At 72.4% G+C, this 24442-nt stretch carries 23 protein-coding genes; 14 read left to right on the top strand and 9 right to left on the bottom strand.

Going from position 1 to position 24442, the window contains the following annotated elements:
* The first annotated feature begins 127 nt into the window (after positions 1-127).
* Positions 128-598, top strand: coding sequence for a GNAT family N-acetyltransferase (locus tag CLT72_RS27040; protein WP_250101527.1), 471 nt, complete (start codon positions 128-130; stop codon positions 596-598).
* Positions 599-669: 71 nt separating this feature from the next.
* On the opposite strand, the gene CLT72_RS27035 is transcribed toward CLT72_RS27040, so the two are convergent.
* Positions 670-1413 carry a M50 family metallopeptidase gene (locus CLT72_RS27035; protein ID WP_101414160.1) on the bottom strand — a complete coding sequence of 248 codons (744 nt, stop codon included), beginning with the start codon at positions 1411-1413 and terminating at the stop codon, positions 670-672.
* A 285-nt stretch (positions 1414-1698) separates the two neighbouring features.
* Here CLT72_RS27035 and CLT72_RS27030 point away from each other — a divergent pair, with 285 nt between their 5' ends.
* Positions 1699-2451 carry a GH25 family lysozyme gene (locus CLT72_RS27030; protein ID WP_101414159.1) on the top strand — a complete coding sequence of 251 codons (753 nt, stop codon included), beginning with the start codon at positions 1699-1701 and terminating at the stop codon, positions 2449-2451.
* Positions 2452-2548: 97 nt separating this feature from the next.
* Here the strand turns inward: CLT72_RS27030 and CLT72_RS27025 are convergent, their stop codons facing one another.
* Together CLT72_RS27025 and CLT72_RS27020 are read right to left on the bottom strand one after the other, a co-directional pair.
* On the bottom strand, positions 2549-2779 hold the full coding sequence (locus CLT72_RS27025; RefSeq protein ID WP_089002016.1) for a hypothetical protein: 231 nt from the start codon (positions 2777-2779) through the stop codon (positions 2549-2551).
* Positions 2780-2870: 91 nt separating this feature from the next.
* Positions 2871-4799, bottom strand: coding sequence for a serine/threonine protein kinase (locus CLT72_RS27020; RefSeq protein ID WP_101414158.1), 1929 nt, complete (start codon positions 4797-4799; stop codon positions 2871-2873).
* A 92-nt stretch (positions 4800-4891) separates the two neighbouring features.
* Between CLT72_RS27020 and CLT72_RS27015 the strand changes: the two genes are divergently transcribed.
* The 5 genes from CLT72_RS27015 (at position 4892) to CLT72_RS26990 (ending at position 9704) form a co-directional block, all read left to right on the top strand.
* On the top strand, positions 4892-5098 hold the full coding sequence (locus tag CLT72_RS27015) for an acyl-CoA carboxylase subunit epsilon (protein ID WP_089002018.1): 207 nt from the start codon (positions 4892-4894) through the stop codon (positions 5096-5098).
* A 152-nt stretch (positions 5099-5250) separates the two neighbouring features.
* Positions 5251-5724 carry a hypothetical protein gene (locus CLT72_RS27010; RefSeq protein ID WP_101414157.1) on the top strand — a complete coding sequence of 158 codons (474 nt, stop codon included), beginning with the start codon at positions 5251-5253 and terminating at the stop codon, positions 5722-5724.
* 1411 nt (positions 5725-7135) lie between these two features.
* On the top strand, positions 7136-8275 hold the full coding sequence (gene mycP, locus CLT72_RS27000) for a type VII secretion-associated serine protease mycosin (protein WP_101415411.1): 1140 nt from the start codon (positions 7136-7138) through the stop codon (positions 8273-8275).
* A gap of 109 nt (positions 8276-8384) precedes the next feature.
* Positions 8385-9041, top strand: a complete 657-nt coding sequence (locus tag CLT72_RS26995; RefSeq protein ID WP_101414155.1) for a Maf-like protein — start codon at positions 8385-8387, stop codon at positions 9039-9041.
* Between the two features lie 9 nt (positions 9042-9050).
* On the top strand, positions 9051-9704 hold the full coding sequence (locus CLT72_RS26990; protein WP_101414154.1) for an O-methyltransferase: 654 nt from the start codon (positions 9051-9053) through the stop codon (positions 9702-9704).
* Positions 9705-9804: 100 nt separating this feature from the next.
* Here CLT72_RS26990 and CLT72_RS26985 read toward each other — a convergent pair whose 3' ends face one another.
* The 4 genes from CLT72_RS26985 to CLT72_RS26970 form a co-directional block, all read right to left on the bottom strand.
* Positions 9805-11154, bottom strand: a complete 1350-nt coding sequence (locus CLT72_RS26985) for an MFS transporter (protein ID WP_101414153.1) — start codon at positions 11152-11154, stop codon at positions 9805-9807.
* An 84-nt stretch (positions 11155-11238) separates the two neighbouring features.
* Positions 11239-11994, bottom strand: coding sequence for an ABC transporter permease (locus tag CLT72_RS26980; protein ID WP_101414152.1), 756 nt, complete (start codon positions 11992-11994; stop codon positions 11239-11241).
* A 20-nt stretch (positions 11995-12014) separates the two neighbouring features.
* Positions 12015-12974 carry an ATP-binding cassette domain-containing protein gene (locus tag CLT72_RS26975; RefSeq protein ID WP_101414151.1) on the bottom strand — a complete coding sequence of 320 codons (960 nt, stop codon included), beginning with the start codon at positions 12972-12974 and terminating at the stop codon, positions 12015-12017.
* A 129-nt stretch (positions 12975-13103) separates the two neighbouring features.
* Positions 13104-13715 carry a PadR family transcriptional regulator gene (locus tag CLT72_RS26970; protein WP_101414150.1) on the bottom strand — a complete coding sequence of 204 codons (612 nt, stop codon included), beginning with the start codon at positions 13713-13715 and terminating at the stop codon, positions 13104-13106.
* A gap of 147 nt (positions 13716-13862) precedes the next feature.
* Here CLT72_RS26970 and CLT72_RS26965 point away from each other — a divergent pair, with 147 nt between their 5' ends.
* Positions 13863-15614, top strand: a complete 1752-nt coding sequence (locus tag CLT72_RS26965) for an acetyl/propionyl/methylcrotonyl-CoA carboxylase subunit alpha (RefSeq protein ID WP_101414149.1) — start codon at positions 13863-13865, stop codon at positions 15612-15614.
* Positions 15615-15663: 49 nt separating this feature from the next.
* On the opposite strand, the gene CLT72_RS26960 is transcribed toward CLT72_RS26965, so the two are convergent.
* Positions 15664-16551 carry a LysR family transcriptional regulator ArgP gene (locus tag CLT72_RS26960; protein WP_101414148.1) on the bottom strand — a complete coding sequence of 296 codons (888 nt, stop codon included), beginning with the start codon at positions 16549-16551 and terminating at the stop codon, positions 15664-15666.
* A 96-nt stretch (positions 16552-16647) separates the two neighbouring features.
* Between CLT72_RS26960 and CLT72_RS26955 the strand changes: the two genes are divergently transcribed.
* Both CLT72_RS26955 and CLT72_RS26950 read left to right on the top strand, forming a co-directional pair.
* A complete protein-coding gene (locus tag CLT72_RS26955; protein WP_101415410.1) occupies positions 16648-17244 on the top strand; it encodes a LysE/ArgO family amino acid transporter in 597 nt (198 codons plus the stop codon).
* A gap of 77 nt (positions 17245-17321) precedes the next feature.
* On the top strand, positions 17322-18761 hold the full coding sequence (locus CLT72_RS26950; RefSeq protein ID WP_101414147.1) for a GuaB1 family IMP dehydrogenase-related protein: 1440 nt from the start codon (positions 17322-17324) through the stop codon (positions 18759-18761).
* A gap of 109 nt (positions 18762-18870) precedes the next feature.
* On the opposite strand, the gene CLT72_RS26945 is transcribed toward CLT72_RS26950, so the two are convergent.
* Complete coding sequence (locus CLT72_RS26945) at positions 18871-19440, bottom strand: TetR/AcrR family transcriptional regulator (RefSeq protein WP_089002031.1); 570 nt, start codon at positions 19438-19440, stop codon at positions 18871-18873.
* An 84-nt stretch (positions 19441-19524) separates the two neighbouring features.
* Here CLT72_RS26945 and CLT72_RS26940 point away from each other — a divergent pair, with 84 nt between their 5' ends.
* The 4 genes from CLT72_RS26940 (at position 19525) to CLT72_RS26925 (ending at position 24384) form a co-directional block, all read left to right on the top strand.
* On the top strand, positions 19525-19971 hold the full coding sequence (locus CLT72_RS26940; RefSeq protein WP_089002032.1) for a DoxX family protein: 447 nt from the start codon (positions 19525-19527) through the stop codon (positions 19969-19971).
* Between the two features lie 25 nt (positions 19972-19996).
* Entirely contained in the window at positions 19997-20461 is a 465-nt protein-coding gene (locus tag CLT72_RS26935) for a MarR family winged helix-turn-helix transcriptional regulator (RefSeq protein WP_101414146.1), read from the top strand.
* Complete coding sequence (locus CLT72_RS26930) at positions 20455-22188, top strand: ABC transporter ATP-binding protein (protein WP_101414145.1); 1734 nt, start codon at positions 20455-20457, stop codon at positions 22186-22188. The genes CLT72_RS26935 and CLT72_RS26930 overlap by 7 nt, the downstream gene beginning before the upstream one ends.
* 156 nt (positions 22189-22344) lie before the next feature.
* Positions 22345-24384: an ABC transporter ATP-binding protein gene (locus CLT72_RS26925; protein ID WP_101414144.1), complete on the top strand. Its 2040-nt coding sequence runs from the start codon at positions 22345-22347 to the stop codon at positions 24382-24384.
* Positions 24385-24442 lie beyond the last annotated feature (58 nt).

Genomic DNA, 24442 nt, shown 5'->3' with positions numbered 1-24442 from the left:
GGCGGTGCCGCCGGTTGCCCCGGTAGCCGACCATTTTCACCGGCCCGGGCACGTCACCCCCGCCGGCCGGAGTCCGACGGCGGAAATTGACCTGCCCTCGACGGCGGACGCGGGCAGGATGGCGCGCATGACCCTCGACCGTGACATCCGCGCCTACCACCCGGACGACTGGCCGGCGATCGCCCGCGTCCACGACGCCGCCCGACTGGACGAGCTGCGCTGCTCGGTCGGGGTCGCCGCGTTCCGGTCCCTGGCCGACACCGCCGAGGGCGAGGGCCTCTTCGACGGCGAGGTGTGGGTGGCCGTGCGGGCGGGCGAGGTCGTCGGTTTCGTGGCGCTGGCCGACGGGGAGATCACCTGGCTGTACGTCGACCCTTCGTGTTACCGGCAGGGTCACGGCCGGGCGCTGCTTCGCCACGCTCTCGCCGCGGCGGGTGACGTGCCTGTCGAGACCACCGTCCTCGCGGGCAACGACGGGGCGCTCGCGCTGTACCTCGCCGAGGGCTTCCAGCTCCAGGAGACGAAGACGGGCCGGCTGGCCGGGAACGAGGAGTTTCCCGCCACCGGCCACATCCTGCTGCGCCCCGCGCCGGTCTGACCTTCCGCTTCGTCGGGGCTCCCTCAAGCGCCCGGCCAGGGCCGGCGGCGGCAGCCCGGAGTCGGCCCTGGTCAGGGCATCAGCCCGGCGTCGCTGAGGATCGGGCCGGCCAGCAGCAGCGCGCCGGCACCGAGCGCGACCAGGTTGACCAGGGCGAAGACGGTGACCCAGAAGAACGCGGGCAGCGGGGTGAGGCCGGCGAGCTGGTCGGCGTCGGAGGCGGGCATCCGGCCGCGCGAGCGCAACCGTTGCAGCTCCACCACCGGCCGTACGCCGCCGAGCAGCAGGAACCACACCCCGGCGTACGCGAACGCCGCCTGCACCTGCGGCGTGGCGTACCAGGAGACGGCGAGCACCACCCCGCCGGTGACCAGTAGCGAGATCACGCCGAAGACGTTGCGGATCATCACCAGCATGGCCAGCAGCAGCGCCACGGCGACCCAGAGCAGCAGGGTGATCCGGTTGCCGCCGAGCAGCCACGCCCCGGCCAACCCCACCAGCGGCGGGGCGACGTAGCCGGCGAGCAGGGTGAGGATCATCCCCGGGCCGGTGGGTCGGCCGGCCGAGAGGGTGAGCCCGGAGGTGTCGGAGTGCAGCCGGATGCCCTGCAGCCGGCGGCCGGTGAGCAGGGCGACCAGCGCGTGCCCGCCCTCGTGGGCGATCGTGATGGCGTTGCGGGCGATCCGCCAGGGCAACCGGGTGGAGACGACCACCAGCGCGGCGGCGGCGGTCAGCAGCACCAGCAGGGGCGGTGGGTCCGGCTGCGCCGCGAACAACTTGTCCCAGAGACCGCCGAGCCCGTCGATCGACACCATGGGGCGCGAGCCTACCGGCCCCGACCTGTGTCGCTGCGTGGTCGTCGGCCCGTGCCTGCCCGTGAGCCCTGCCCCGAGCAGGCGGCCCCAGTCGGTGTCGTGTCACGTGCGGGAGCCGGTCCGCTGGCGCGTCGACCCGGCCGCGCTGCGCCGAGGCGGCGACGCATGCTCGGCCCGGTGGTCGACTTCCGCCGTTCATGAAGAATTCCTTAGCTCCCCTTGCCATCCGGGGCACTTACCTCCAAAGATGAACGTCTATTAAGTCCGGCGTCCTTGGAGGCATCCATGACCCGTACCGGAACATCCGTGCGGCGGCTGCTGGCCGCCACCCTCGCGGCCCTCGCCACCGCGGCGGCGGGGCTCGTCGCGACCGCGACCCCCGCAGCGGCCGCCACCACACCCGGCATCGACGTGTCCCACTACCAGGGCGCCATCAACTGGACCAGCGTCCGCAACGCGGGCATCCAGTTCGCCTTCATCAAGGCGACCGAGGGCACCAGTTACAAGGACCCGAGGTTCAACACGAACTACGTGGCCGCCTACAACGCCGGCGTCATCCGGGGCGCGTACCACTTCGCCCGGCCCAACATCTCCTCCGGGGCGGTGCAGGCGAACTACCTGGCCTCCAACGGCGGCGCCTGGTCGGCCGACAGCCGCACCCTCCCGGCCGCGCTGGACCTCGAGGCCAACCCGTACGCCGGCGGCTACTGCTACGGCAAGACCACCTCCGGCATGCGGGCCTGGGTGCAGGACTTCCTGAACACCTACCGCTCCCGCACCGGCCGCTACGCCGTCATCTACACCACCACGAGCTGGTGGAACCAGTGCACCGGCAACTGGACGGCGCCGTGGGCCAACCACCCGCTCTGGATCGCCCGCTGGTCGAGCACGGTCGGCACCCTGCCGGCCGGGGCGCCGTTCTGGAGCTTCTGGCAGTACACCGACCGGGGCAGCGTCGCCGGAATCAGCGGCGGGGTCGATCGCAACCACTGGAACGGTGACCGGAGCCGGCTGATCGCCCTGGCCAACAACACCTGAGCCTGAATCGCCTGGGGAGGCGGTTGGCGGCAGCGGGATCGGTTGTGACCGTACGGTCGACAACCGGTCCCGCTGCCGCCACGTCGCGTCGCGGGTGTCAGACCCGCCGTCGGGCCGCCACGGGCACCGTCGCCGCATTCTCGCGGGCGAGCGCGTTGCGCCGGGGGAAGCGCCGGACGCCCACCCCGGCGAGGGTGACGGTGACGACGCTGAGCAGCGCGAACAGCAGCGGCAGGCCGGCGGCGGCGAGCAGCAGGACGATGTCGCCGAGGGCCACGAGCATCCACAGTGCCACTCGGGGCCGGGCGTCCCTGCGTCGGTAACCCATGTCGTACCCTCCCTTCCGTCGTGCAGGTCAGATACCCCGTACGGCGGAAGGTCATGCGAGTCGATCTCGCAACGGGCGCGAATCCCGCGGGTCAGTCCTTGCGGTCGGGCACGAAGCCCTCGGCGATCCGGTCGAAGTTGGCCAGGTTGGCCTGCCAGTCCTTCGCGGCGACCTCCCAGCGCAGGGCGTAGCCCCGGTTCTTGGCCGTGACGAAGCCCCGGTTGCGGACGTGGATCCGGGTGCCGTCGCGGGTCTCCAGCCACTCCCAGTCCGCGCAGGTCTTCCAGAAGCCGTCGCAGCTCGTGATGTCGACGTACTGGTAGCTGTTTACGTACTTCCTGCGATCCGGCTCTTTCTCCTTCCAGTCGGCCAACGCGTCCAACTCCGGCGTGTTGGTCCACTGGATCAGCAGCTCGCCCACCCCGTTGGGCTCGTCGAAGACGACGGTGTTCTGCCCGGCGTTGCGGCGCACCCAGTTCGCCGGGATCGGCAGCGCGAAGCCGGCGGGGTCCTTGTGCAGCTTCCAGCCCGCCGGCAGCGCGTCCGGGGTCGGCGACGGGGTGGCCGACGGCGTCGGGCTCGGCGCGGCGCTCGTGGGCGGGGCCGGCGCGGAGGACTGCGGCGGCTGCCCCTGCGAGGTCGCCGCGCCGGTCGGGTCGGCCTGCGGTGTGCCGCCGCCGTCCCCACCGTCGCCACCGGTCAGCATCGGCACGACCACCACCAAGCCGAGCAACAGCAGCGCCACCAGCACGCCGATCAGCACGTTGCGGCGGGTGTTGTCGGGCTTCGTACCGTCGGACGCCACGACCGCCGCCCGACCGGACGGCGGGCTCACCGGCGCGGGCATCACCGAGGTGGGATTCGCCGGCTTCCGGGGCGCCGGGTCGGCCTTCGTGTCGTCGAGCGCCGGCTTGGGCGGGTCGACCTTCGCGGTCGGGGCCGGGTCCGACGTGGAGGCTCCGACCTTGGCCGTCGGCGCGGCGTCCGAGGAGACCGCCGCCGTGGGGTCCTCGGCGGTGGACGCAGCGGCGGCACCGGCACCGGCCGCCGCCAGGGGCGCACGCGGAGCCGGCGGGCTGACGGGCCTGTCGGACGCGCCCTCGGCCGGGCGGGGCGCCGGCACCAACGGTGGGCGCGGCTCACGCGGACCGTTCGGCCCCGGCCGGCGTACGCCGTCGAGCAGCGGGATGGTCCGGGTGCGCTTGCCACCGGCGCGGCGCAGCAGCTTCTCCGCGACCTCGGCGGTGATCCGCTCCTTGGGGTCCTTGCGCAGCAGGCCGTTGAGCACCGGCTTGAGCGGCCCGGCGTTCTTCGGCGGCGGCATCGGCTCGGTGGCGAGCGCCGCCAGGGTGGCGATCGCCGACGGCCGCGCGTACGGCGACTTGCCCTCGACCGCCGCGTAGAGGGTGGCGCCCAGCGACCAGAGGTCGGCCTCCGGCCCGGCGGTGCCCTCGCGGGCCCGCTCCGGCGAGATGTACGCGGGCGACCCCAGCACCATGCCCGTGCGGGTCACGTTGGGGTCGCCGGGGATCGTGGCGAGACCGAAATCGGTCAGCACCACCCGGCCGTCGTCGCCGAGCAGCACGTTCCCGGGCTTGACGTCGCGGTGCATCACGCCGGCCTTGTGCGCCGACTTCAGCGCGGCCAGCACGCCCAGGCCGATCTCCACCGCGCGCGCCGGCGTCACCGGACCGTCCTCGGCGAGCGTGTCCTGCAACGACTTCGACGGCACGTACTCCATGACGATCCACGGGTCGCCGTCGGTACGCAGCACGTCGAAGATGCGGACCACGTTGATGTGGTTGAGCCGGGCGATGGCGCGGGCCTCGCGCAGCGAGCGCTCCCGCATCTCGCGGCGCTCCTCGTCGGTGAGGCTGGGCGGCGGGACGAGTTCCTTGATCGCCACGTCCCGGTGCAGCACCTCGTCGCGCGCCTTCCACACCCGACCCATGCCACCCTGACCGAGCGGCGACAGAAGCCGGTATCGGTCAGCGACGAGTTGGGGCAGCGCGTTCGACATCGCCCAGACGGTACCCGGAGCCGGCGACGCTCACACCGCCGGCACGCCACTGTGCGGTTCAGGTCAACCTCTCCGGCGCGTACGCTGGCGCCATGTCTGCCGAAGAGCCGCTGTTCCGGGTCGTCCGTGGGGTCCCCACCGCCGAGGAACTGGCCGCGCTGGTGGGCGCGATCGTCGTACGGTCCCGCCCGGCCGCCGCGTCCCCTCCGGTCGCCGCGTCCGCCTGGGCGCGCTCCGGCCGGCCCGCAGCGGCGGTCGCCGGCCCCGGCGCGTGGCGGGCGTCCGGCCTGCCCCGCTGACCTTTTCCGTCCTTTCCGTACGGATCACCGCAGCTCGGCGCCCCTACGCGACCGCAGGGTGACCGGTGCCGGTCGGGGCGGGGCTGCCGACATGCCCGGGGACCCATTAACCTCACTCAGGGAAACGGCACAGTGACGGGCAGGGAGGGGCGATGATCCCCGAAGAGGACGGTCCAGCGTCCTGGCTCCGCGGCTACGGCAGCATCGAGGCCGACATCCGCCAGCTCCGCGAGTTCGCCGACAAGCTCCAGGCCGAGGTGGAACGCAACTACGCCCCACACCTGTCGTACATCGCCGAGGACATGACCGCACCGGTGCCCAACCCGGCCGACGCGTTCATCGAGCTGGTCAACTTCCTGCGCGCCCACCACGAGACCCAGCAGGCCACCGCCGACATGGTCTGGGGCGTCCGCGACGCCACCGGCCACCTGGCCACGGCCGCCGGCACCGTCGCCACCAACTACACCGGGTCCGACGCCTTCGCCTCCGCGCGCGTGACCGACGTCGAGCGGGCCCTCGCCAACCCGGCCGCCACGGCGCCTCGCGGCGCGCCGCCGGTGCTACCCGATCCCACCGGGCCGGAGCCCGTGCCGGGGCAGGTGCGGGGTCCGGTGGTGCTCCCATGATCGAGCGAGGCACCGGTGGCCGCACGTCGGCCCTCACCGACTGGCGGCTGATGGACGTCGCCAGCATGTGGGCCTGCCTCCAGGACCACGACACCACCAACCACTGGAAGCAGGTCGCCGGCTGGCGCAAGGTCTGCGACCTCGCGCGGGCCCACCTGAGCCGGCTCCAGGAATACCGCAAGGGGCTGGCCGAGGCCTGGCCTCCGGAGACCAACGAGGCCGCCCGGGCGTACGTCCGGGAGCTGGACGAGCTGATCGACAAGGTGCAGCGCACGCACGACGCCGCCAGCGCCAACTACACCGTGCTCTCCGCCGCCACGCAGGCCATCAGCACCACCCGCGCGGAGCTCAAGAAGATCTACGAGACGTACGCCGTCAAGGTCCAGGAGAAGCAGACGTACGACGCGACGCTCGCCGACCCGAAGGCAGCCATGGGCAGCCGGGTCCCCGACCGTCCGGTGACCGACGCCGACCTGGAACGACTCAACGTCCAAGCGCGCGGCATCATGTACGGCCTCAGCAACGAACTCCAACAGGCCCAAGTAATGCTCCGCCAACCACCCCCTGTCAGGCCACCACGCCCCGGAGTTGACCCTGGGTCCACCGAGGTTTACGGCGGAGGAACCGCGCCAGCCATCCCACCAATCATCCCTGTACCAGTATCGACATCAATCGGTGCATCATCGGTCCGCTCACCAACTGCGCCTGTTCGGCCTGTCCAAACCCCTGTCGCGCCGAACGCTGGCCCCGTCCTAGGTGGCGCTGGTGCTGGGCTGGCACCAGCCAGCCCTGGGCTGCCAACCGCCACCCCGCCCGCATCACCCAATCCACCTTCAGTAACTGGAGGGATGCCTCCGCTATCGACCGGAATCAGCCGGCCCAGTGCCGTTGCCCCGCAACAAAGCCCGTTGAGTCGCCCCATCTCGAGAGGCGCTGGCAGCCAAGCAAACCCGGCGCAGCCATCTTCAAACCGGGCATTGCCACCTAGCGGCTTGATCGGGGGAACACCCGGGATAGGGCTAGGCCAACCCAGTGCAGGCAACAACCAACCACCACGACGAGTCAATCCGATCGGGGGCGTAATCGGGGGTGGCGGCGCGGGCACTGCACCGACAGGCGGGGCGGGCTCCCGACCTGGTGGGGGCCGAGGGCTTGGAAGTTCCCACGGAATGCTGCCCAACGGGGGTACTCTGCTTGGGGGTGTGGCAGGGATTGGCAGCCCGAATGGTGTAGCCGGACGAGGCAGGCGTCCGGAGCCCGACGAAACACGTCGCTGGGATCCAGACCAACCCTGGGAAACAGATAAGGGAGGCCCTCCGGTCGTAGGACCGCCCGCTGAGGAGGGGCCGATCGACCCAGGACCAGCTATCGGCCTTGACAGGTGAAAATAAGAGCGATTTTGGGCGCGCTGATGCTGAGTGCGTCGACGTCAACAGTTCCCGCCGACAAAATCGTCCTCTCGAATCATGCGCCTCAGCCATTCGGCGTTGATCGCATCCGAGGCGACCAGTGGCACTTGCGATACTTGAAGGTGACCCAAGCACATCTCATAACTCGTGGCGAAGGAGTAGTTGTCGCCGTACCAGACACCGGCGTCTACGCCCATCCCGATCTGCGCAACAACCTGCTCACCGGCACAGACGTCATTGCTGGCGGCAGCGGCAACGGTCAGCAAGACCTGAATGGGCACGGTACAGGAATGGCGGGGCTGATCGCCGCGCACGGCAGACCCCTGAGCAAGGGGGCGCTCGGTGTGGCTCCTAAGGCCAAGATTCTCCCTATTATGTCGTCCTCGGCCGACAATCTTGGCGACGCCGACGATCTCGCTCTAGCGATAGAAATAGCGATCACTGAGGGCGCGGACGTAATCAGCGTATCCAGCGGAGGAGGCACTAGCCCGCGCCTCACACAGGCCGTAAGGAAAGCCCTCGCGTCCAATATTGTAGTCGTTGCCGGTGCGGGAAACCTTCCAAATGATCGAACCGTTGCTTATCCCGCCCGAGAGCCAGGCGTAGTCGCGGTTGGCGGGATAGACCGAGGCGGACGGCACGCAGCCATATCAGTGACAGGCGCGGAAGTCGATATAGTTGCTCCGGCGGTCGATATCTACAGCACGAGCGTGGACGGCAAGTACCGGAAAGGTACAGGAACCTCGGACTCCACTGCCATCGTCGCGGGAGCCGCAGCACTGATCAGATCAAGGTATCCGTACCTGCCTGCCTCCGAGGTGTCGCACAGGCTCACGGCTACCGCGATCGACAAGGGCCCCCCGGGGCGGGACGACGAGTACGGGCACGGGGTCATCGACCTGGTGGCGGCGTTGACTGCTGACGTACCGCCGCTGGGCTTCGGTTCGGCGACGGCGAGCGCGCCGGCCCCCACCGCCGCGACCACGGCGGCGGTAGCGGAGCCGGCGGACGACGAAGACAACGCGGCGACGGCCCGTGGCCTGGTCACTCTCGGTGTGATCGTGGCGGCCGGCGGTGCGTGGGCGTTCGTCGCCCGTCGACGTCGTCGGGGCGACGACCCGCCGCCGCGCATCAGTCGCTGAGCAGCCCTGACGACCGACGGGCGGAGGAGCCCGCAACACGGCGCGGGCAACAGGCCGACACGGCCCGCCGGGGGCGTGGTCGCTGCGGTCAGCCGGTAACGTCGGCGACGTGCCGAAGTCCTTGCCGCTCCGCCTCGTGCTCGCGTCCGCCAGCCCTGCCCGCCGCAAGATTCTCCAAGCCGCCGGGATCGAGACGGACGTGCTGGTCAGCGGCGTCGACGAGTCCCTCGTGGTCACCGAGCGGGCCGAGGAACTCTGCCTGGAGTTGGCCCGGATGAAGGCGCAGGCCGTGCTCACCCGGCTGCGGCCGGCCGACGACCAGCGGACGCTGGTGATCGGCTGCGACTCGGTGCTGGCCTTCGACGGGGAGATCCTCGGCAAGCCGACCGACGCGGCGGACGCCACCCGGCGCTGGGAGCGGATGCGCGGGCGCAGCGGTGTGCTGCACAGCGGGCACTGCCTGATCGACGTCGCGGCCGGGCGGCGGGCCGAGGCGGTCGCATCGACCGTGGTGCACTTCGCCGACGTCAGCGACGACGAGATCGCCACGTACGTGGGCACGGGCGAGCCACTGGCCGTGGCCGGCGCCTTCACCATCGACGGGCTGGGCGGGCCGTTCGTGGAGCGCATCGAGGGCGACCCGAGCACGGTCATCGGGCTCAGCCTGCCGGTGCTGCGCCGCCTCCTCGCCGAGTTGGACCTGCGGCTGACGGATTTGTGGACGAAGGTCGCGCCCGGCAACCAGACGGTCGAGCCGCTCGATTAGCGTCAGTTCATGACCACCAAGTCGATCCTGCTCACCTCGGAACTGCACGCGTACCTGGTCTCGCGCGGTGCGCCGCCGGACGAGATCATGCGGGACCTGGCCGAGGAGACCCTCGCGGCCCTGCCGAACGACGCGCAGATGCAGGTCGCGCCGGAGCAGGCCGCCTTCCTGACCTTCCTCACCCGGCTGCTGGGGGTACGACACGCCGTCGAGGTGGGCACGTTCACCGGCCTCTCGTCGCTGGCCATCGCGCGAGGGCTGCCCGAGGGCGGGCGGCTGACCTGCTTCGACATCTCGGAGGAGTTCACCGGGATCGCCCGGCGCTACTGGGCCCGCGCCGGCGTGGACGACCGCATCGAGCTACGCATCGGCCCGGCCGGCGACACGCTGCGCGAACTGCCCCACGAGCGGCACCTGGACTTCGCGTTCATCGACGCCGACAAGACCGGCTATCCGATCTACTGGGCGGAACTGGTGCCCCGGATGCGCCCCGGCGGGGTGATCGCGGTCGACAACGTGCTGCGCGGGGGCCGGGTGATCGCCCCGCAGAACGCCGACGACCGGGCCATCGCCGCGTTCAACGACGAGGTGCTCGCCGACGTCCGCGTCGACGCGGTGATGCTCCCGATCGCCGACGGCCTCACCCTGGCCCGGGTGCACTGACGCCTCGCCCTGCGCGATCTTGGTAGGGAAAGGCCCCTGGAGGGGCCGTTCCCTACCAAGATCCAGGGGAACCGAAGATCCACGGGGGCGCCGCTCGGCGTCAGGCGGGGGCCGGGCGCAGGGCGCGGCCCAGGCGGGCGGCAAGCAGCGCGGCTGCCGCGATGAAGGCCGGCAGCAGCAGGAAGGCCAGGTGCGGTCCGACGCCGTCGGCCACCCAGCCGAGCACGACCGGCGCGATCCCGAAGCCCACCCCCATCGAGTACGACGCATAGCCGGCCGCCCGGTCCGCGGCCGGCCCGGCGACGGCGAGCGCGATCGAGATCGCCAGCGGGTAGTGCAGGGCGTTGCCGAGGCCGAGGACGACCAGGCCGGTGACGGCGAGCCAGCCGACCGGCGCGATCCAGAAGAGCGTGAACCCGGCCAGCGACACGCCCAGCGCGGCCAGCAGCAGCGGCACGGGCCGGTACCGCAGGGCGAGCCGGCCCCCGGCGAGCCGGCCCACGAACATGCCGCAGACGATCGCGGCGACGGCGGCCGAGGCGCCGCCGGCCGCCATCCCGGCGTGCGAGCGGAGCACGTCGGCCGTCCAGAGCGACAGGCAGACCTCGATCGAGCCGGTGACCGCCATCAGCACCCAGGCGATCCAGTAGGCAGGCGGCAGCCGCCGACCCGACCGCTGGGCGTCGGGCGCCACGCCGACACCCGGGGCCGAGGCAGCGGCGACCGCCGACCCCACGGCCGCACCCGAGGCCACGTCGACACCAACGGCGACCGCCGACCCCACAGCCGCACCCGAGGCCACGTCGACACCGGCGGGGACGGTCAGGGCGGCGGCGGCCGGGTCGGTGGCCGGCGGATCGCCGGGAGCCGCGGCAGCGGGGGCGGGTCGCGGCAGGCGTACGCGGAAGGTCAGGGCGGCGAGCGCGACCAGCGCGATCAGGCCGATCTCGACGGCCATCGCCGGTCGCCAGCCCCAGCCGGCGTCCACGCTGGCGCCGATGACCAGCGGGGCGAGGATGCCGGCGCCGGCGCAGACGGCGTTGGCCTCGGTCAGCGCGGCGGGCGCGCCGGCGCCGTGCCGGTCGGTGAGCACCACGGACACGCCGCTGATCACCAGCATGCCGAAGGTGGCGATCACGGCTACGGCGGTGATCGTGGCGGGCAGGGCGCGGACGACGCCCAGGGCGGCGACGCCGGCCGCCACGCCCGCCAGCCCGATCCAGATCGCCCGGCCCCGGCCGAGGCGGCCGGCCAGAGGTGCGAAGAGCGCTCCGCCGGCCAGCGCGCCGACGGCGATGCCGGTGCTGTGCAGGCCGGCGACGGCCGCCGAGGTGCCCTGTTCGTCGCGGAGCAGCGGCACGACCGGCCCGAAGCCGTAGAGGAAGAAGCCCCACAGCCCGAGCTGGGCGTAGGTCAGCCAGGTGAGCCGGTCACGGGTGAGGCGGGGCACCGGCCTCACGCTACAAGCGTCGGACTGGCGCCCCGCCCCTGGTGAGAGGCAACTCTCCCCGCCGTCAGGAAGGGGGACCCGCGCTCAGCGGACGCTGCGGGCGAACTGCCGTGCGGCCCAGACGACGCCGGCGGCGGCGAGGACCGCGATGATGCCGAGGCCCTGCCAGACCTTGTCGTCGCCGAGTTCGCCGGCGAAGAGGGCCCGGGTGCCGTCGACCGCCCAGGAGAACGGGTTCCACTCGGCGATGCCCTGGAGCCAGCCGGGGGCGAAGGTCAGCGGCAGCAGGATGCCGGAGAGCAGCAGCACGGGCTGGGCCACCGTGTTCATCAGCGGGGCCAGCGCGTCCTCGCTCTTGACCTTGAGCGCGATGCCGTAGGAGACGGCCGAGGTCATCAGCGCGATCAGGGCCAGCATGAGGTACGCCAGCAGCAGGTCGACGAGGGAGACGCGCAGGTCGAACAGGAGCGCGAGCAGCGTGATGATGACCGCCTGCACGATGAGCGACACCACGTCGCGCAGCGAGCGGCCGAGCAGCAGGGCGAGCCGGCTGACGGGGGTGACCCGGGAGCGTTCGATGACTCCGGCGCGCAGCTCGGCGATCAGGCCGAAGCCCTGGAACAGGCCGCCGAAGATGGCCAGCAGCACCAGCAGGCCCGGTACGAAGATCTTGTAGGCCTCCGCCTGGGTGGGCGCGTTCAGCGCCGGCTTGAGCAGCGGGGCGAAGAGCAGCAGGTACATCACCGGCTGGAAGACGCCGACGAAGACCCAGACGGGGTTGCGCAGCAGCAGCTGGAGCTGGCGCTGGAAGATCAGCCAGGTGTCACGGGCGAGTTTCATCAGATCTCTCCGGTCTGGGCTCAGGACTCGCGCAGCGAGCGGCCGGTCTTGGTGAGGAAGACGTCGTCGAGGCTGGGCCGGTGCAGCTCGATGGAGCTGAGCGCCAGGCCGGCGCCGTCCACCCGGCGCAGGATCTGCGGGATGGCGGTCGCGCCCTCGTCGACGTAGAGGCGCAGCCCGCCCTCGTCGACGGTCTCCAGCTTGTTGACGTACGGCTCGCCGTCGAGCAACTGCGCGGCCTGCGGAGTGGCCGTGGCGTCGAGCCCGACCAGTACGACGTCGCCGGAGATCTCGCGCTTCAGGTCGGCCGGGGTGCCCTCGGCGACCATCTCGCCGTGATCCATGATCGCGATCCGGTCGCAGAGCGCGTCGGCCTCCTCCAGGTAGTGGGTCGTGATGAATACGGTCATGCCGTCGGTACGCAGTCGCCGGATCTCGTCCCACATGTGCGCACGGCTCTGCGGGTCGAGGCCGGTGGTCGGCTCGTCCAGGAAGACGATCTTCGGCTCGTGGATGATGCCGAGGGCGATCTCCACTCGCCGGCGCTGGCCGCCGGAGTAGGTCTTGCACTTGCGGTCGGCGTACTCGGTGAGCTGGAAGGCGTCGAGGGCGCGGGCGGCCCGCCGCTGCGCGTCGGCCTTGCCGATGCCGTACATCCGGGCGTGCAGGACCAACTCCTCCCGGGCGGTGGACTCGTCCCAGGTGCTGCCGCCCTGGGCGACGTAGCCGATGCGCCGGCGCACCTCGGCCGGGTCCTTGCGCAGGTCGGCCCCGGCGATGGTGGCCTCGCCGCCGTCCGGCTCGATGAGCGTGGCCAGCATCCGCAGGGTGGTGGTCTTGCCGGCGCCGTTGGGGCCGAGGAAGCCGAAGATCTCCCCCTCGGCGACCTTCAGGTCCACGCCGCGCACCGCGTCGACGGTTTTCGTCTGGCGACCCTCTCGGGAGCGGAAGGACTTCCGCAACCCTCTGGTCTCGATCATCTCTGCTCCTGGTCGTCCGGGCCGGTGCCACCGGCCACCTGTTGTCCCTCGGAGACGACGCCGGACGGCATGCTCCCCCGTGGCGTCCCGGGCAGGCTAACGCGATATAACTTTTATGGTCAACGTTGATTATTCGTCGATCGTGCCCCGGGGCGGCAGCCGTTCCTCCCAGCCCTGCCACCCCTGCGCCCGCTCCAGCCCCTCGGGCAGGTACGGCACCCCCGACTCGATCCGCTCCGCGATCCGCTCGCACCACGAGATCTCCGCCTCGGACCGGGCCGTCCACAGCTCGAACATCCACCCCACGTGCACCGGCTTGGTCTCACGCATCCAGCCAGAGCTCAACGACGTACGCATCCACTCGACACCGGCGCGCAGCAGGTTCGCCCGGTTGCGCAGGGCGGCCGCCGCCTCCTCGCGCGGCATCGCGGGGAGGAAGGAGAACGCCGCCGTGAACGGATCCGGCGGCTCGTGCAGCCGCCACCACAGGCCGCGCAGCAGCGACTCGAACTCCTCCTCCCCCTTCGGGGTCACCTCGTACGTGGTGCGGGCCGGACGGGCGCCCACCTGCTCCGTGGCCACCGCGCGCAACAGCCCCTCCTGGGTCAGCTTGCGCAGGGCGTGGTAGATCGACCCGGGCTGCACGTTCGCCCACTTGTCGGCGTTCCAACTGAGCAGCTCGCGGCGCACGTCGTAGCCGTGCACGGGCTGCATCCAGCGCACCAGGCCGAGAATCATCATTCGCGTGGCAGACACCGGACGAGCGTAATAGGCAAATTTGACTAGGGTGGCGGAAGACAGTGCGGCATCCCACACTGAGCGATCGTTAGGGCCGACACGGTGGCCGATACACTCCCGGTCAGTGACCCTCCGGGAGGAGCCAGCAAGGTGCGCAAGGTACTCATCGCCAACCGCGGCGAGATCGCCGTCCGCGTCATCCGCGCCTGCCGCGACGCCGGCCTCGGCAGCGTCGCCGTCTACGCGGACTCCGACCGGGACGCCCTGCACGCCACGCTGGCCGACGAGGCGTACGCGCTCGGCGGGGACACCGCCACCGAGACGTACCTGCGCATCGACAAGCTGCTGGAGGTCGCCGCGAAGGCCGGGGCCGACGCGGTGCACCCCGGCTACGGCTTCCTCTCCGAGAACGCCGACTTCGCCCAGGCCGTCATCGACGCCGGGCTGACCTGGATCGGCCCCACCCCGCAGGCGATCCGGGACCTCGGCGACAAGGTGACGGCCCGGCACATCGCCCAGCGCGCCGGCGCGCCCCTGGTGCCCGGCACCCCCGACCCGGTCGGCGGCCCCGACGAGGTGTTGGCGTTCGCCGTCGACCACGGCCTGCCGGTCGCCATCAAGGCCGCCTTCGGCGGCGGCGGGCGCGGGCTCAAGGTCGCCCGCACCATGGAGGAGATCCCGCACCTGTTCGAGTCGGCCACCCGCGAGGCGGTCGCCGCGTTCGGCCGGGGCGAGTGCTTCGTCGAGCGCTACCTCGACAAGCCCCGCCACGTCGAGGCACAGGTGCTGGCCGACCAGCACGGCAACGTGATCGTGGTCGGCACGCGCGACTGCTCGCTCCAGCGCCGGCACCAGAAGCTCGTCGAGGAGGCCCCCGCGCCGTTCCTCACCGACGCGCAGCGCGCCCAGATCCACGACAGCGCCAAGGCGATCTGCCGGGAGGCGGGCTACCACGGCGCCGGCACGGTCGAATACCTGGTCGGCGCCGACGGCACCATCTCCTTCCTGGAGGTCAACACCCGCCTCCAGGTCGAGCACCCGGTCACCGAGGAGACCGCCGGCATCGACCTGGTGCGCGAGCAGTTCCGCATCGCCGACGGCGAGAAGCTGCGCCTCACCGAGGACCCGACCCCGCGCGGGCACTCCATCGAGTTCCGGATCAACGGCGAGGACCCGGGCCGCAGCTTCCTGCCCGCGCCCGGCACGGTCACCGCGCTGCGGCTGCCCACCGGTCCCGGTGTCCGGGTCGACACCGGCATCTCCGCCGGCGACGTGATCGGCGGCAACTTCGACTCGCTGCTGGCCAAGGTGATCGTCACCGGCGAGACGCGTACCGAGGCGCTGGAGCGGGCCCGCCGCGCCCTGGACGAGATGGTCGTCGAGGGCATGGCCACCGCGCTGCCGTTCCACCGGCTGGTGGTCCGGGACGAGGCGTACACCGCCGAGCCGTTCGCCGTGCACACCCGGTGGATCGAGACCGAGTTCGACAACACCGTCCCGCCGTTCACCGCCGCCGCCGGCACCGCCGAGGCGCCGGCCGAGCGCGAGACCGTCGTGGTCGAGGTCGGCGGCAAGCGGCTGGAGGTCAGCCTCCCCGCCGGCCTCGGCGGGGGTACGGCCACCGCCGCGCCCGCCGCGCGCAAGCCGGCCCGTCGGGGCGGCGGGGCCAAGGCCGGCGTCGCGGTCAGCGGCGACGCGCTGACCTCCCCGATGCAGGGCACCATCGTCAAGATCGCGGTCGCCGACGGCGACACCGTGGCCGAGGGTGACCTGGTCGTGGTGCTGGAGGCGATGAAGATGGAGCAGCCGCTGCACGCCCACAAGGCGGGTACGGTCAGCGGCCTCGCGGCCGAGGTCGGCGCCGTCATCACCGCCGGCGCGGCGATCTGCACCATCGCCTGACCCGCCGCCCCGGTGCCGGGCGCACCGCGGAGACCGGGTGGGGTCGGCGTCAGCGCAGCTCGGCGGCGGCCACCGCCCGGACGGCGGCCGTCAACGCCTCCAGGGTGGTGGATGCCACCCGCCAGTGCTGCCAGTACAACGGGCGGTCCAGGTGCCGCCCGGCGCCGAGGTCGACGCAGCGCCCGGCGGCGATGTCGGCGCGGGCGACGCGTTCCGGCACCATCCCCCAGCCGAGCCCGAGCCGCACCGCCTCGTTGAAGCCGTCGAAGGACGGGACGTAGTGGATCGGCGGGTCGAGCCGGCGCCGGGTGACCGTGCGGGCGAACCGCTGCTGGAGCTGGTCCTTGCGGTCGAACGCCATCGCCGGCGCGGACGCGAGGGCGGCCTCGGTGAGACCGTCGGGGAAGTGCCGGGCGGCGAACCCCGCCTCGGCCAGCGCGACGTACCGCATGGCGCCCAGCCGCTCCACCCGGCAGCCCTGCACGGCCTCGCGTTGCGCGGTCACGGCGGCCATCGCCGTGCCGTCGCGGACCAGCTCCGCGGTGTGGTGCTCGTCGTCGCGGCGGACGTCGAACAGGAGCGCCAGCTCGGTCGGCAGTCGCGCCAGCGCGCCGACGAACCAGGTGCCCAGCGAGTCCCCGTTCGCCACGACCGTCACCCGGGTGGGCACCGGCCCGCCGACGGCGGGTCGGGCGGCGTCCAGCGCCTCGCGTTCCAGCAGGGCGACCTGCCCGGCCAGCCGCAGCAGCGGCCGACCCGCGTCGGTGGCCCCGCACGGCTTCGTCCGCCGGACGAGCACCTGCCCGACGGCCTGCTCCAGCGCCTTGATCCGCTGGCTGACGGCCGAGGGGGTGACGTGCAGGGACCGCGCCGCCGCCTCGAAGCTGCCCTCGCGGACCACCGCCGCGAACGTCCGGAGCTGCGTGGTGTCCAGCATGATGAAGCCGAGCTTAACCGTGATGAGAATCCTTAGCTGGGCTGCATCCCGTGCGGCTCGTAGCCTCGGTGCGTGCCCGACATCCTCAGCAGCTCCGTGGCCGGCTCCGCCGCCGCCGGCTTCACCCTCGCCATCGCGCTGATCGCCGCCATCGGCGCGCAGAACGCCTTCGTCCTGCGGCAGGGCCTGCGCCGCGAGCACGTCCTGCCGGTCGTCGCCGTCTGCGCCGGGTCCGACGCGCTGCTGATCGCGCTCGGCATCGCCGGCATGGGCGGCGCCACGGCCGAGCACCCCGCCGCCCTCACCGCCGTCCGGTGGTTCGGCGCCGCGTTCCTGCTCGGGTACGCCGCACTGGCCGCCCGCCGCGCGCTGCGCCCCGGCGCGCTCTCCCCCGCCGACCGGCCGCCGGCCACGCTCGGGGCGACGCTGCTGGCCTGCCTCGCGTTCACCTACCTCAACCCGCACGTCTACCTCGACACCGTGCTGCTGCTCGGCGGGGTGGCCCGCCAGCACCCGCACCACTGGGTCTTCGGCGCGGGCGCCGCGCTGGCCAGCGTGGTCTGGTTCACGGTCATCGGCGCCGCCGCCCACCGGCTCGCGCCCGTGCTGGCCCGCCCGGTGGCCTGGCGGATCATCGACGGGACGGTGGCCGTCGTGATGGTGGCGGTCGCGGCCACCCTGCTGTTCGACTGACGACGCGCACCTGCCGGTCGGGGTGTTTTCGGCTACCACCGGGGGCGCGGGCGCCGGTGGGCGGGAATGATGGCGACGTGCGGTTCCTTCACGGCGCGGCTCCCGCGCACGACCTGACCTACAACGACGTCTTCATGGCGCCCGCCCGTTCCGAGGTGGGCTCACGGCTCGACGTCGACCTGGCCACCACCGACGGTACGGGCACCACCATCCCGCTGGTGGTGTCGAACATGACGGCGGTGGCCGGCCGCCGGATGGCCGAGACGGTGGCCCGGCGCGGCGCGATCGCGGTCATCCCGCAGGACATCCCCATCGAGGTGGTGGCGAACGTCGTCGCCTGGGTCAAGCGGCGGCACCTGGTGCACGACACGGCCATCACGCTGGGCCCGACCGACACCGTCGGCGACGCGATCCACCTGCTGCCGAAGCGGTCGCACGGCGCCGTGGTGGTGATCGACGACGAGAGCCGGCCGGTGGGCGTGGTGACCGAGGCCGACACGATCAGCGTGGACCGTTTCGCCCAGCTCCGGCACGTGATGTCCACCGAGCTGCACACCGTGCCGGCGGACGCCGACCCGCGTACCGGCTTCGACCGGCTCTCGGCAGGCCGGCGCCGGCTCGCCCCGGTGGTCGACGCGGAGGGGCGCCTGGTCGGGGTGCTGACCCGGCAGGGCGCGCTACGGGCCACCCTCTACCGGCCGGCCGTGGACGACCGGGGCCGGCTGCGGATCGCCGCCGCCGTGGGCATCAACGGCGACGTGACCGGCAAGGCGGCGGCGCTGCTGGAGGCGGGGGTGGACACGCTGGTCGTGGACACCGCGCACGGCCACCAGGAGCGGATGATCAGCGCCCTGCGGGCGGTCCGGACGCTGGACCCGGCGGTCCCGGTCGCGGCCGGCAACGTGGTGACCGCCGAGGGCGTACGCGACCTCGTGCGGGCGGGCGCCGACATCGTCAAGGTCGGCGTCGGCCCGGGCGCGATGTGCACCACCCGGATGATGACCGGGGTCGGCCGGCCGCAGTTCTCCGCCGTGCTCGACTGTGCCGCCGCGGCCCGCCAGCTCGGCCGGCACGTCTGGGCCGACGGCGGGGTCCGCCACCCGCGCGACGTGGCGCTGGCGCTGGCCGCCGGGGCCTCGAACGTGATGATCGGCTCCTGGTTCGCCGGCACGTACGAGTCTCCCGGCGACCTCTACACCGACGCCGACGGCCGGCGCTACAAGGAGAGCTTCGGCATGGCCTCGGCACGGGCGGTCAGCGCGCGCACGGCCGACGACAGCGCGTACGACCGGGCCCGCAAGGCGGTCTTCGAGGAGGGCATCTCCTCGGCGCGGATGTACCTGGACCCGGCCCGTCCGGGCGTGGAGGACCTGATCGACGAGATCATCGCGGGGGTGCGCAGCGCCTTCACCTACGCGGGCGCGCGCGACCTCGCCGAGTTCCACGAGCGGGCCCTGGTCGGTGTGCAGAGCACGGCCGGCTACACCGAGGGGATGCCGCTGCCCACGAGCTGGTGACACCGCCACCCGGCCGACGGCCTCGCGGACCGCAGCCGCTCCCGCTGCCGGGTGGCGGCCGGCTCGCCGCGCTGCCGCATACCGTCACGGCTGCGTCCGAGAGGGCCCGTCAGGGCTTTGGGAAGAGGCGGTGGATCACCTCGCGGGCCGCCTTGCGGGGGTCGTCGCCGACCCGGGGCGGCAGCGCGCCCGAGAGCCAGAGCGTGGCGAAGCCGTGCACGATGGACCAGGCTGCGAGCGCGTCGCCCAGCGGGTCCTCCGCCGTCGGGCGGCCCTCGGGCAGCCCGGCGACGCCCGAGTGCAGCGCGTGGCCGGCCCGCTGGCGGGCCACCACCAGTTCCTTCGCGTCGGAGCGGTAGAGGTCCGGCCGGAACATCACCTCGAAGTGCGCGCGGTGCCCGACCGCGAAGTCGACGTACGCGACGCCCCTGTCGAGCAGGTCGCCGCCGGCACCGTGCAGCGCCTCGGCCAGCAGGTGGAAGCCCTCGGCGGCGAGGGCGGTGAGCAGCCCGGCCTTGTCGCCGAAGTGGTGTGCGGGGGCGGCGTGCGAGACACCCGCCCGGCGGGCGAGGTCGCGCAGGCTCAGTGCCGCGGGTCCGGATTCCTCGATCACCCGTACCGCTGCGGTGAGCAGGGCACGACGCAGGTCCCCGTGATGGTAGCCGCGCGTTCCGGTCATGGCACGATCCTAACTTGTCATTGACAAGTTGACGCTTCGATGGGCAATCTTGTCGGCGACAAGTTTCCCCTCGAGGAGGTACCGATGGCTCCGCTCGTCGCTCTCGTGACCGGCACCGCACTAGCCCGGCTGGCCGGGCTGGTCGGCGTGGGCGCCCTCGACGGCTGGCACCCCGCGCTGCGGGTGGGACTGGCGCTGATGTTCGTGGTGACCGGGGTGGCGCACTTCGCCCCGGCGTACCGCAGCGACATGATCGCGATGGTGCCGCCCGCCCTGCCCCGGCCCGACCTGCTGGTCACGCTCACCGGGGTGCTGGAACTGGTGGGCGCGGTCGGGCTGCTGGTGCCCGCGACCGCCCGTTGGGCCGCGGGCGGGCTCGCGCTGTTGATGCTGGCCATGTTCCCGGCGAACGTCTCGGCGGCCCGGCGCGGACTGACCCTCGCCGGCCGGCCGGCGACCCCCCTCGGCCCACGTACGGCGGAGCAGGTCCTCTTCGTCGGCGCGGCGACCGCTATTTGGTTTGGGGCCTGACGTTCAGGGAGCTAACCTGCTTCCCATGCATCTGACAGAGCTGCGGGACGTGCCTCTCGCGCGGCTGCTCGTGGTCGCCGGGCACGTCACCGGGCAACGGTGGAACCGCTACCTCGCCGAGGCGCACGGCCTCACCCAGGCCGGGATGGTCACCCTGATGACCCTCGCCGAGCACGGCGAACTGCCGCACCGCACGGTTGCCGAGCGCTGCTTCGTCCGGCCGGCGACCCTGACCGGCATCGTCGACACCCTCGTGCGCGACGGCCTCGTCGAGCGGCAGCGCGACACGGCCGACCGGCGCAGCGTCAAGATCGCGATCACGACGGCCGGCCGGGCCCGCGTCGAGGCGGTGACCGCCATGATCCGCTCCGGCGCCCCGCTCACCTCGGTGGACGCCGACCCGGCGAAGGCGGCGGTGATCCGCGAGTTCCTCCTCGAGGTCATCGGCAACGGCGACCAGGCCACCCCGGAAGGGGGCCTGGCATGCTGACCCGGCTGCTGCGTACGCACCTGCGCCCGTACCACCGGCCGCTGGCCGCGGTGGTGCTGCTCCAGTTCGTCGGCACCATCGCGTCGCTCTACCTGCCCAGCCTCAACGCCGACATCATCGACCTGGGCGTGGCCCGGGGCGACACCGCGTTCATCCTGCGTACCGGCGGCTGGATGCTCGCGGTCAGCCTGGTCCAGATCGTCTGCTCGGTGGCGGCCGTCTACCTCGGCGCGCGGACCGCGATGGCCTTCGGCCGGGACGTCCGCTCGACGATCTTCGGGCACGTCAACCGCTTCTCCGCCCGTGAGGTCGCCCGGTTCGGCGCGCCCTCGCTGATCACCCGCAACACCAACGACGTCCAACAGGTGCAGATGCTCGTGCTGATGAGCTGCACGATGCTCGTCGCCGCACCCATCATGAGCGTCGGCGGCGTGGTGATGGCGCTGCGCGAGGACGTCGGGCTCTCCTGGCTGATGCTGGTCAGCGTGCCCGGTCTGGCCGTCGCCCTGTGGCTGATCATCCGGCGGATGGTGCCGGGCTTCCGGCTCATGCAGACCCGCATCGACACCGTCAACCGGGTGCTGCGCGAGCAGATCACCGGCATCCGGGTGGTGCGGGCGTTCGTCCGGGAGCCGTACGAGACGGAGCGCTTCGCCACGGCGAACGCCGACCTCACGGCGACCGCGCTGCGCATCGGCCGCCTGATGGCGTTGGTCTTCCCGGTGGTGATGCTGGTGCTCAACGTCTCCAGCGTCGCGGTGCTCTGGTTCGGCGCCGAGCGGGTGGACGCCGGGGCGATCCAGGTCGGCTCGCTCACGGCCTTCCTCCAGTACCTGATGCAGATCCTGATGGCCGTCATGATGGCCACCTTCATGCTGATGATGGTGCCGCGCGCGGCGGTCTGCGCCGAGCGGATCGTCGAGGTGCTCGACACCGACTCCTCCGTGGTGCCCGCCGCCCGGCCCGTCACCGAGGTGACGACCCACGGCGAGTTGGAACTGCGCGACGTCGGTTTCCAGTACCCGGGCGCGGCCGAGCCGGTGCTGCGCGACGTGTCGTTCCGGGTGACCCCGGGCACGACGACGGCCGTCATCGGCAGCACCGGCGCGGGCAAGACCACCCTGCTGTCGCTCGTGCCCCGGCTGGTCGACACGACCGCCGGCGCGGTGCTCGTCGACGGCGTCGACGTACGGGACCTGGCACCGGACGAGCTGTGGCGCCGGATCGGACTGGTACCGCAGCGGCCGTACCTGTTCACCGGGACGGTGGCGAGCAACCTGCGCTACGGCAACCCGGACGCGACCGACACGGAACTCTGGGACGCGCTGGAGATCGCCCAGGCGCGGGACTTCGTCGCCGCGATGCCCGAGGGACTGGAGTCGCCCATCGCACAGGGCGGCACGAACGTCTCCGGCGGGCAGCGGCAGCGGCTGGCCATCGCGCGGGCCCTGGTGCGACGCCCGGAGATCTACCTCTTCGACGACTCGTTCTCCGCGCTCGACCTCGGCACGGACGCGCGGCTGCGGGCGGCGCTGCGCCCCGTCACCGCGGACGCCGCCGTGGTGATCGTGGCGCAGCGGGTCTCCACCATCGTCGGCGCCGACCAGATCGTCGTGCTGGAGAACGGGGGCGTGGTGGGCATCGGCCGACACGACGAACTGTTGAGGACCTGTCCGACGTACGCCGAGATCGTGGCGTCGCAGAACACGGCGGAGGTGGCGGCGTGAGCGAGCGGAGCGAGCGAACCATCAGGCACAGCAGCGTGGCGCCTCATGCCGCTACCGAGCGAAGCGAGGTGGCGGCATGAGCGAGCGGAGCGAGCGAACCATCAGGCACAGCAGCGTGGCGCCTCATGCCGCTACCGAGCGAAGCGAGGTGGCGGCATGAGCGCCGTACCGCAGCAGAAGCCGGCCGCCGAGGAGCGGACGCCGAAGCGGCTGCCGCCCGGCGGACAGCGCGGCGGGCCGCCGTGGGCGGGGGCCGGGATGCCCGCCGAGCGGTCGATGAACTTCGGGCCCTCGGCCCGGCGGCTGCTGGGCCGGCTGCGCCCGCAACGCCTCCAGCTCGTCGCCGTGATCGCCCTGGCGGTGGTCAGCGTGGCGCTCAGCGTCATCGGGCCGAAGGTGCTCGGCTGGGCCACCGACCTGATCTTCACGGGGGTGATCGGCCGGCAGCTGCCGGCGGGCACCACCGCCGACCAGGCGGTGGCCGCCGCGCGGGCGGCCGGCAACGACAACTTCGCCGACATGCTCGCCCGGATGGACGTGGTGCCCGGCGTGGGCATCGACTTCGCCGCGCTGGCGCGCGTGCTGCTGCTGGCGCTGGGGCTCTTCGTGGGGGCCAGCCTGCTGATGTGGTGGCAGGGCTGGCTGCTCAACGGCGTGGTGCAGCGCACCGTGCTGCGGCTGCGCGCCGACGTGGAGGACAAGCTCAACCGGCTGCCGCTGCCCTACTTCGACCGGCAGCCCCGGGGCGAGCTGCTCAGCCGGGTCACCAACGACATCGACAACATCTCGACCAGCCTCCAGCAGACGCTGAGCCAGCTGCTCACCTCGCTGCTCACCGTGGTCGGCGTCCTGGCCATGATGTTCTGGATCTCGCCGCTGCTCGCCCTGGTGGCCCTGGTCGCGGTCCCGGTCTCGGTGGTCGTCACCACCAGCATCGCCAAGCGGTCGCAGCAGCAGTTCATCGCCCAGTGGACGCACACCGGCGAGCTGAACGGCCAGATCGAGGAGGCGTTCACCGGCCACGAGCTGGTGAAGGTCTTCGGCCGCCAGCGCGAGGTGGAGGCCGCCTTCACCGCGAAGAACGAGGAGCTGTTCCGGGCGAGCTTCGGCGCCCAGTTCGTCTCCGGGATCATCATGCCGGCGATGATGTTCGTCGGGAACCTCAGCTACGTGGCGATCGCCGTGGTGGGCGGCCTGCGGGTGGCGTCGGGGTCGATGAGCCTCGGCGACGTGCAGGCGTTCATCCAGTACTCCCGGCAGTTCACCCAGCCACTCACCCAGGTCGCCTCGATGGCGAACCTGCTCCAGTCGGGGGTGGCCTCCGCCGAGCGGGTCTTCGCCGTGCTCGACGCCGAGGAGCAGAGCCCCGACCCGGTCGAGCCGGCCCGGGTACGCGACCCGCGCGGCCGGGTCGAGTTCTCGAACGTCTCCTTCCGGTACACCCCGGACAAGCCACTGATCGAGGACCTCTCGCTGGTCGCCGAGCCCGGCCACACGGTGGCCATCGTCGGGCCGACCGGGGCCGGCAAGACCACGCTGGTCAACCTGGTCATGCGCTTCTACGAGCTGGACGCCGGCCGGATCACGCTCGACGGGGTGGACGTCACCACGATGCGCCGCGACGACCTGCGCGGCCGGATCGGGATGGTGCTCCAGGAGACGTGGCTCTTCGGGGGCACCATCCGCGACAACATCGCGTACGGCCGCCCCGGGGCGAGCGAGGAGGAGATCGTGGCCGCCGCCCGGGCGACGTTCGTCGACCGGTTCGTCCGCAGCCTGCCCGACGGCTACGACACGGTGATCGACGAGGAGGGCAGCAACGTCAGCGCCGGCGAGAAGCAGCTCATCACGATCGCCCGCGCCTTCCTCGCCGAGCCGTCGCTGCTGATCCTGGACGAGGCGACCAGCTCGGTGGACACCCGCACCGAGGTGCTGCTCCAGCGGGCCATGGCCGCCCTGCGCTCGGACCGGACGAGCTTCGTCATCGCGCACCGGCTCTCCACCATCCGCGACGCCGACCTGATCCTGATGATGGAGGACGGCCGGATCGTGGAGCAGGGCACGCACGACCAACTGCTCGCCGCGCAGGGCGCGTACCACCGCCTGTACCGGTCGCAGTTCACCGCCGCCGTCCAGCCCGACCCCGACCCGCAGCCCGAGCCCGAGCCCGCGCTGATCGAGGGGTCCGCCCGGTGAGGGGCGGGCCGCCGGTGGCGCGGGGCGGGCGGCCGACGGGGTCGGGGCCGGACGGGCG

It is taken from the genome of Micromonospora sp. CNZ309 (genome assembly GCF_002846525.1).
Note: the sequence above shows the minus strand (reverse complement) of the source record. Positions and strands in the feature narration are given on the sequence as shown.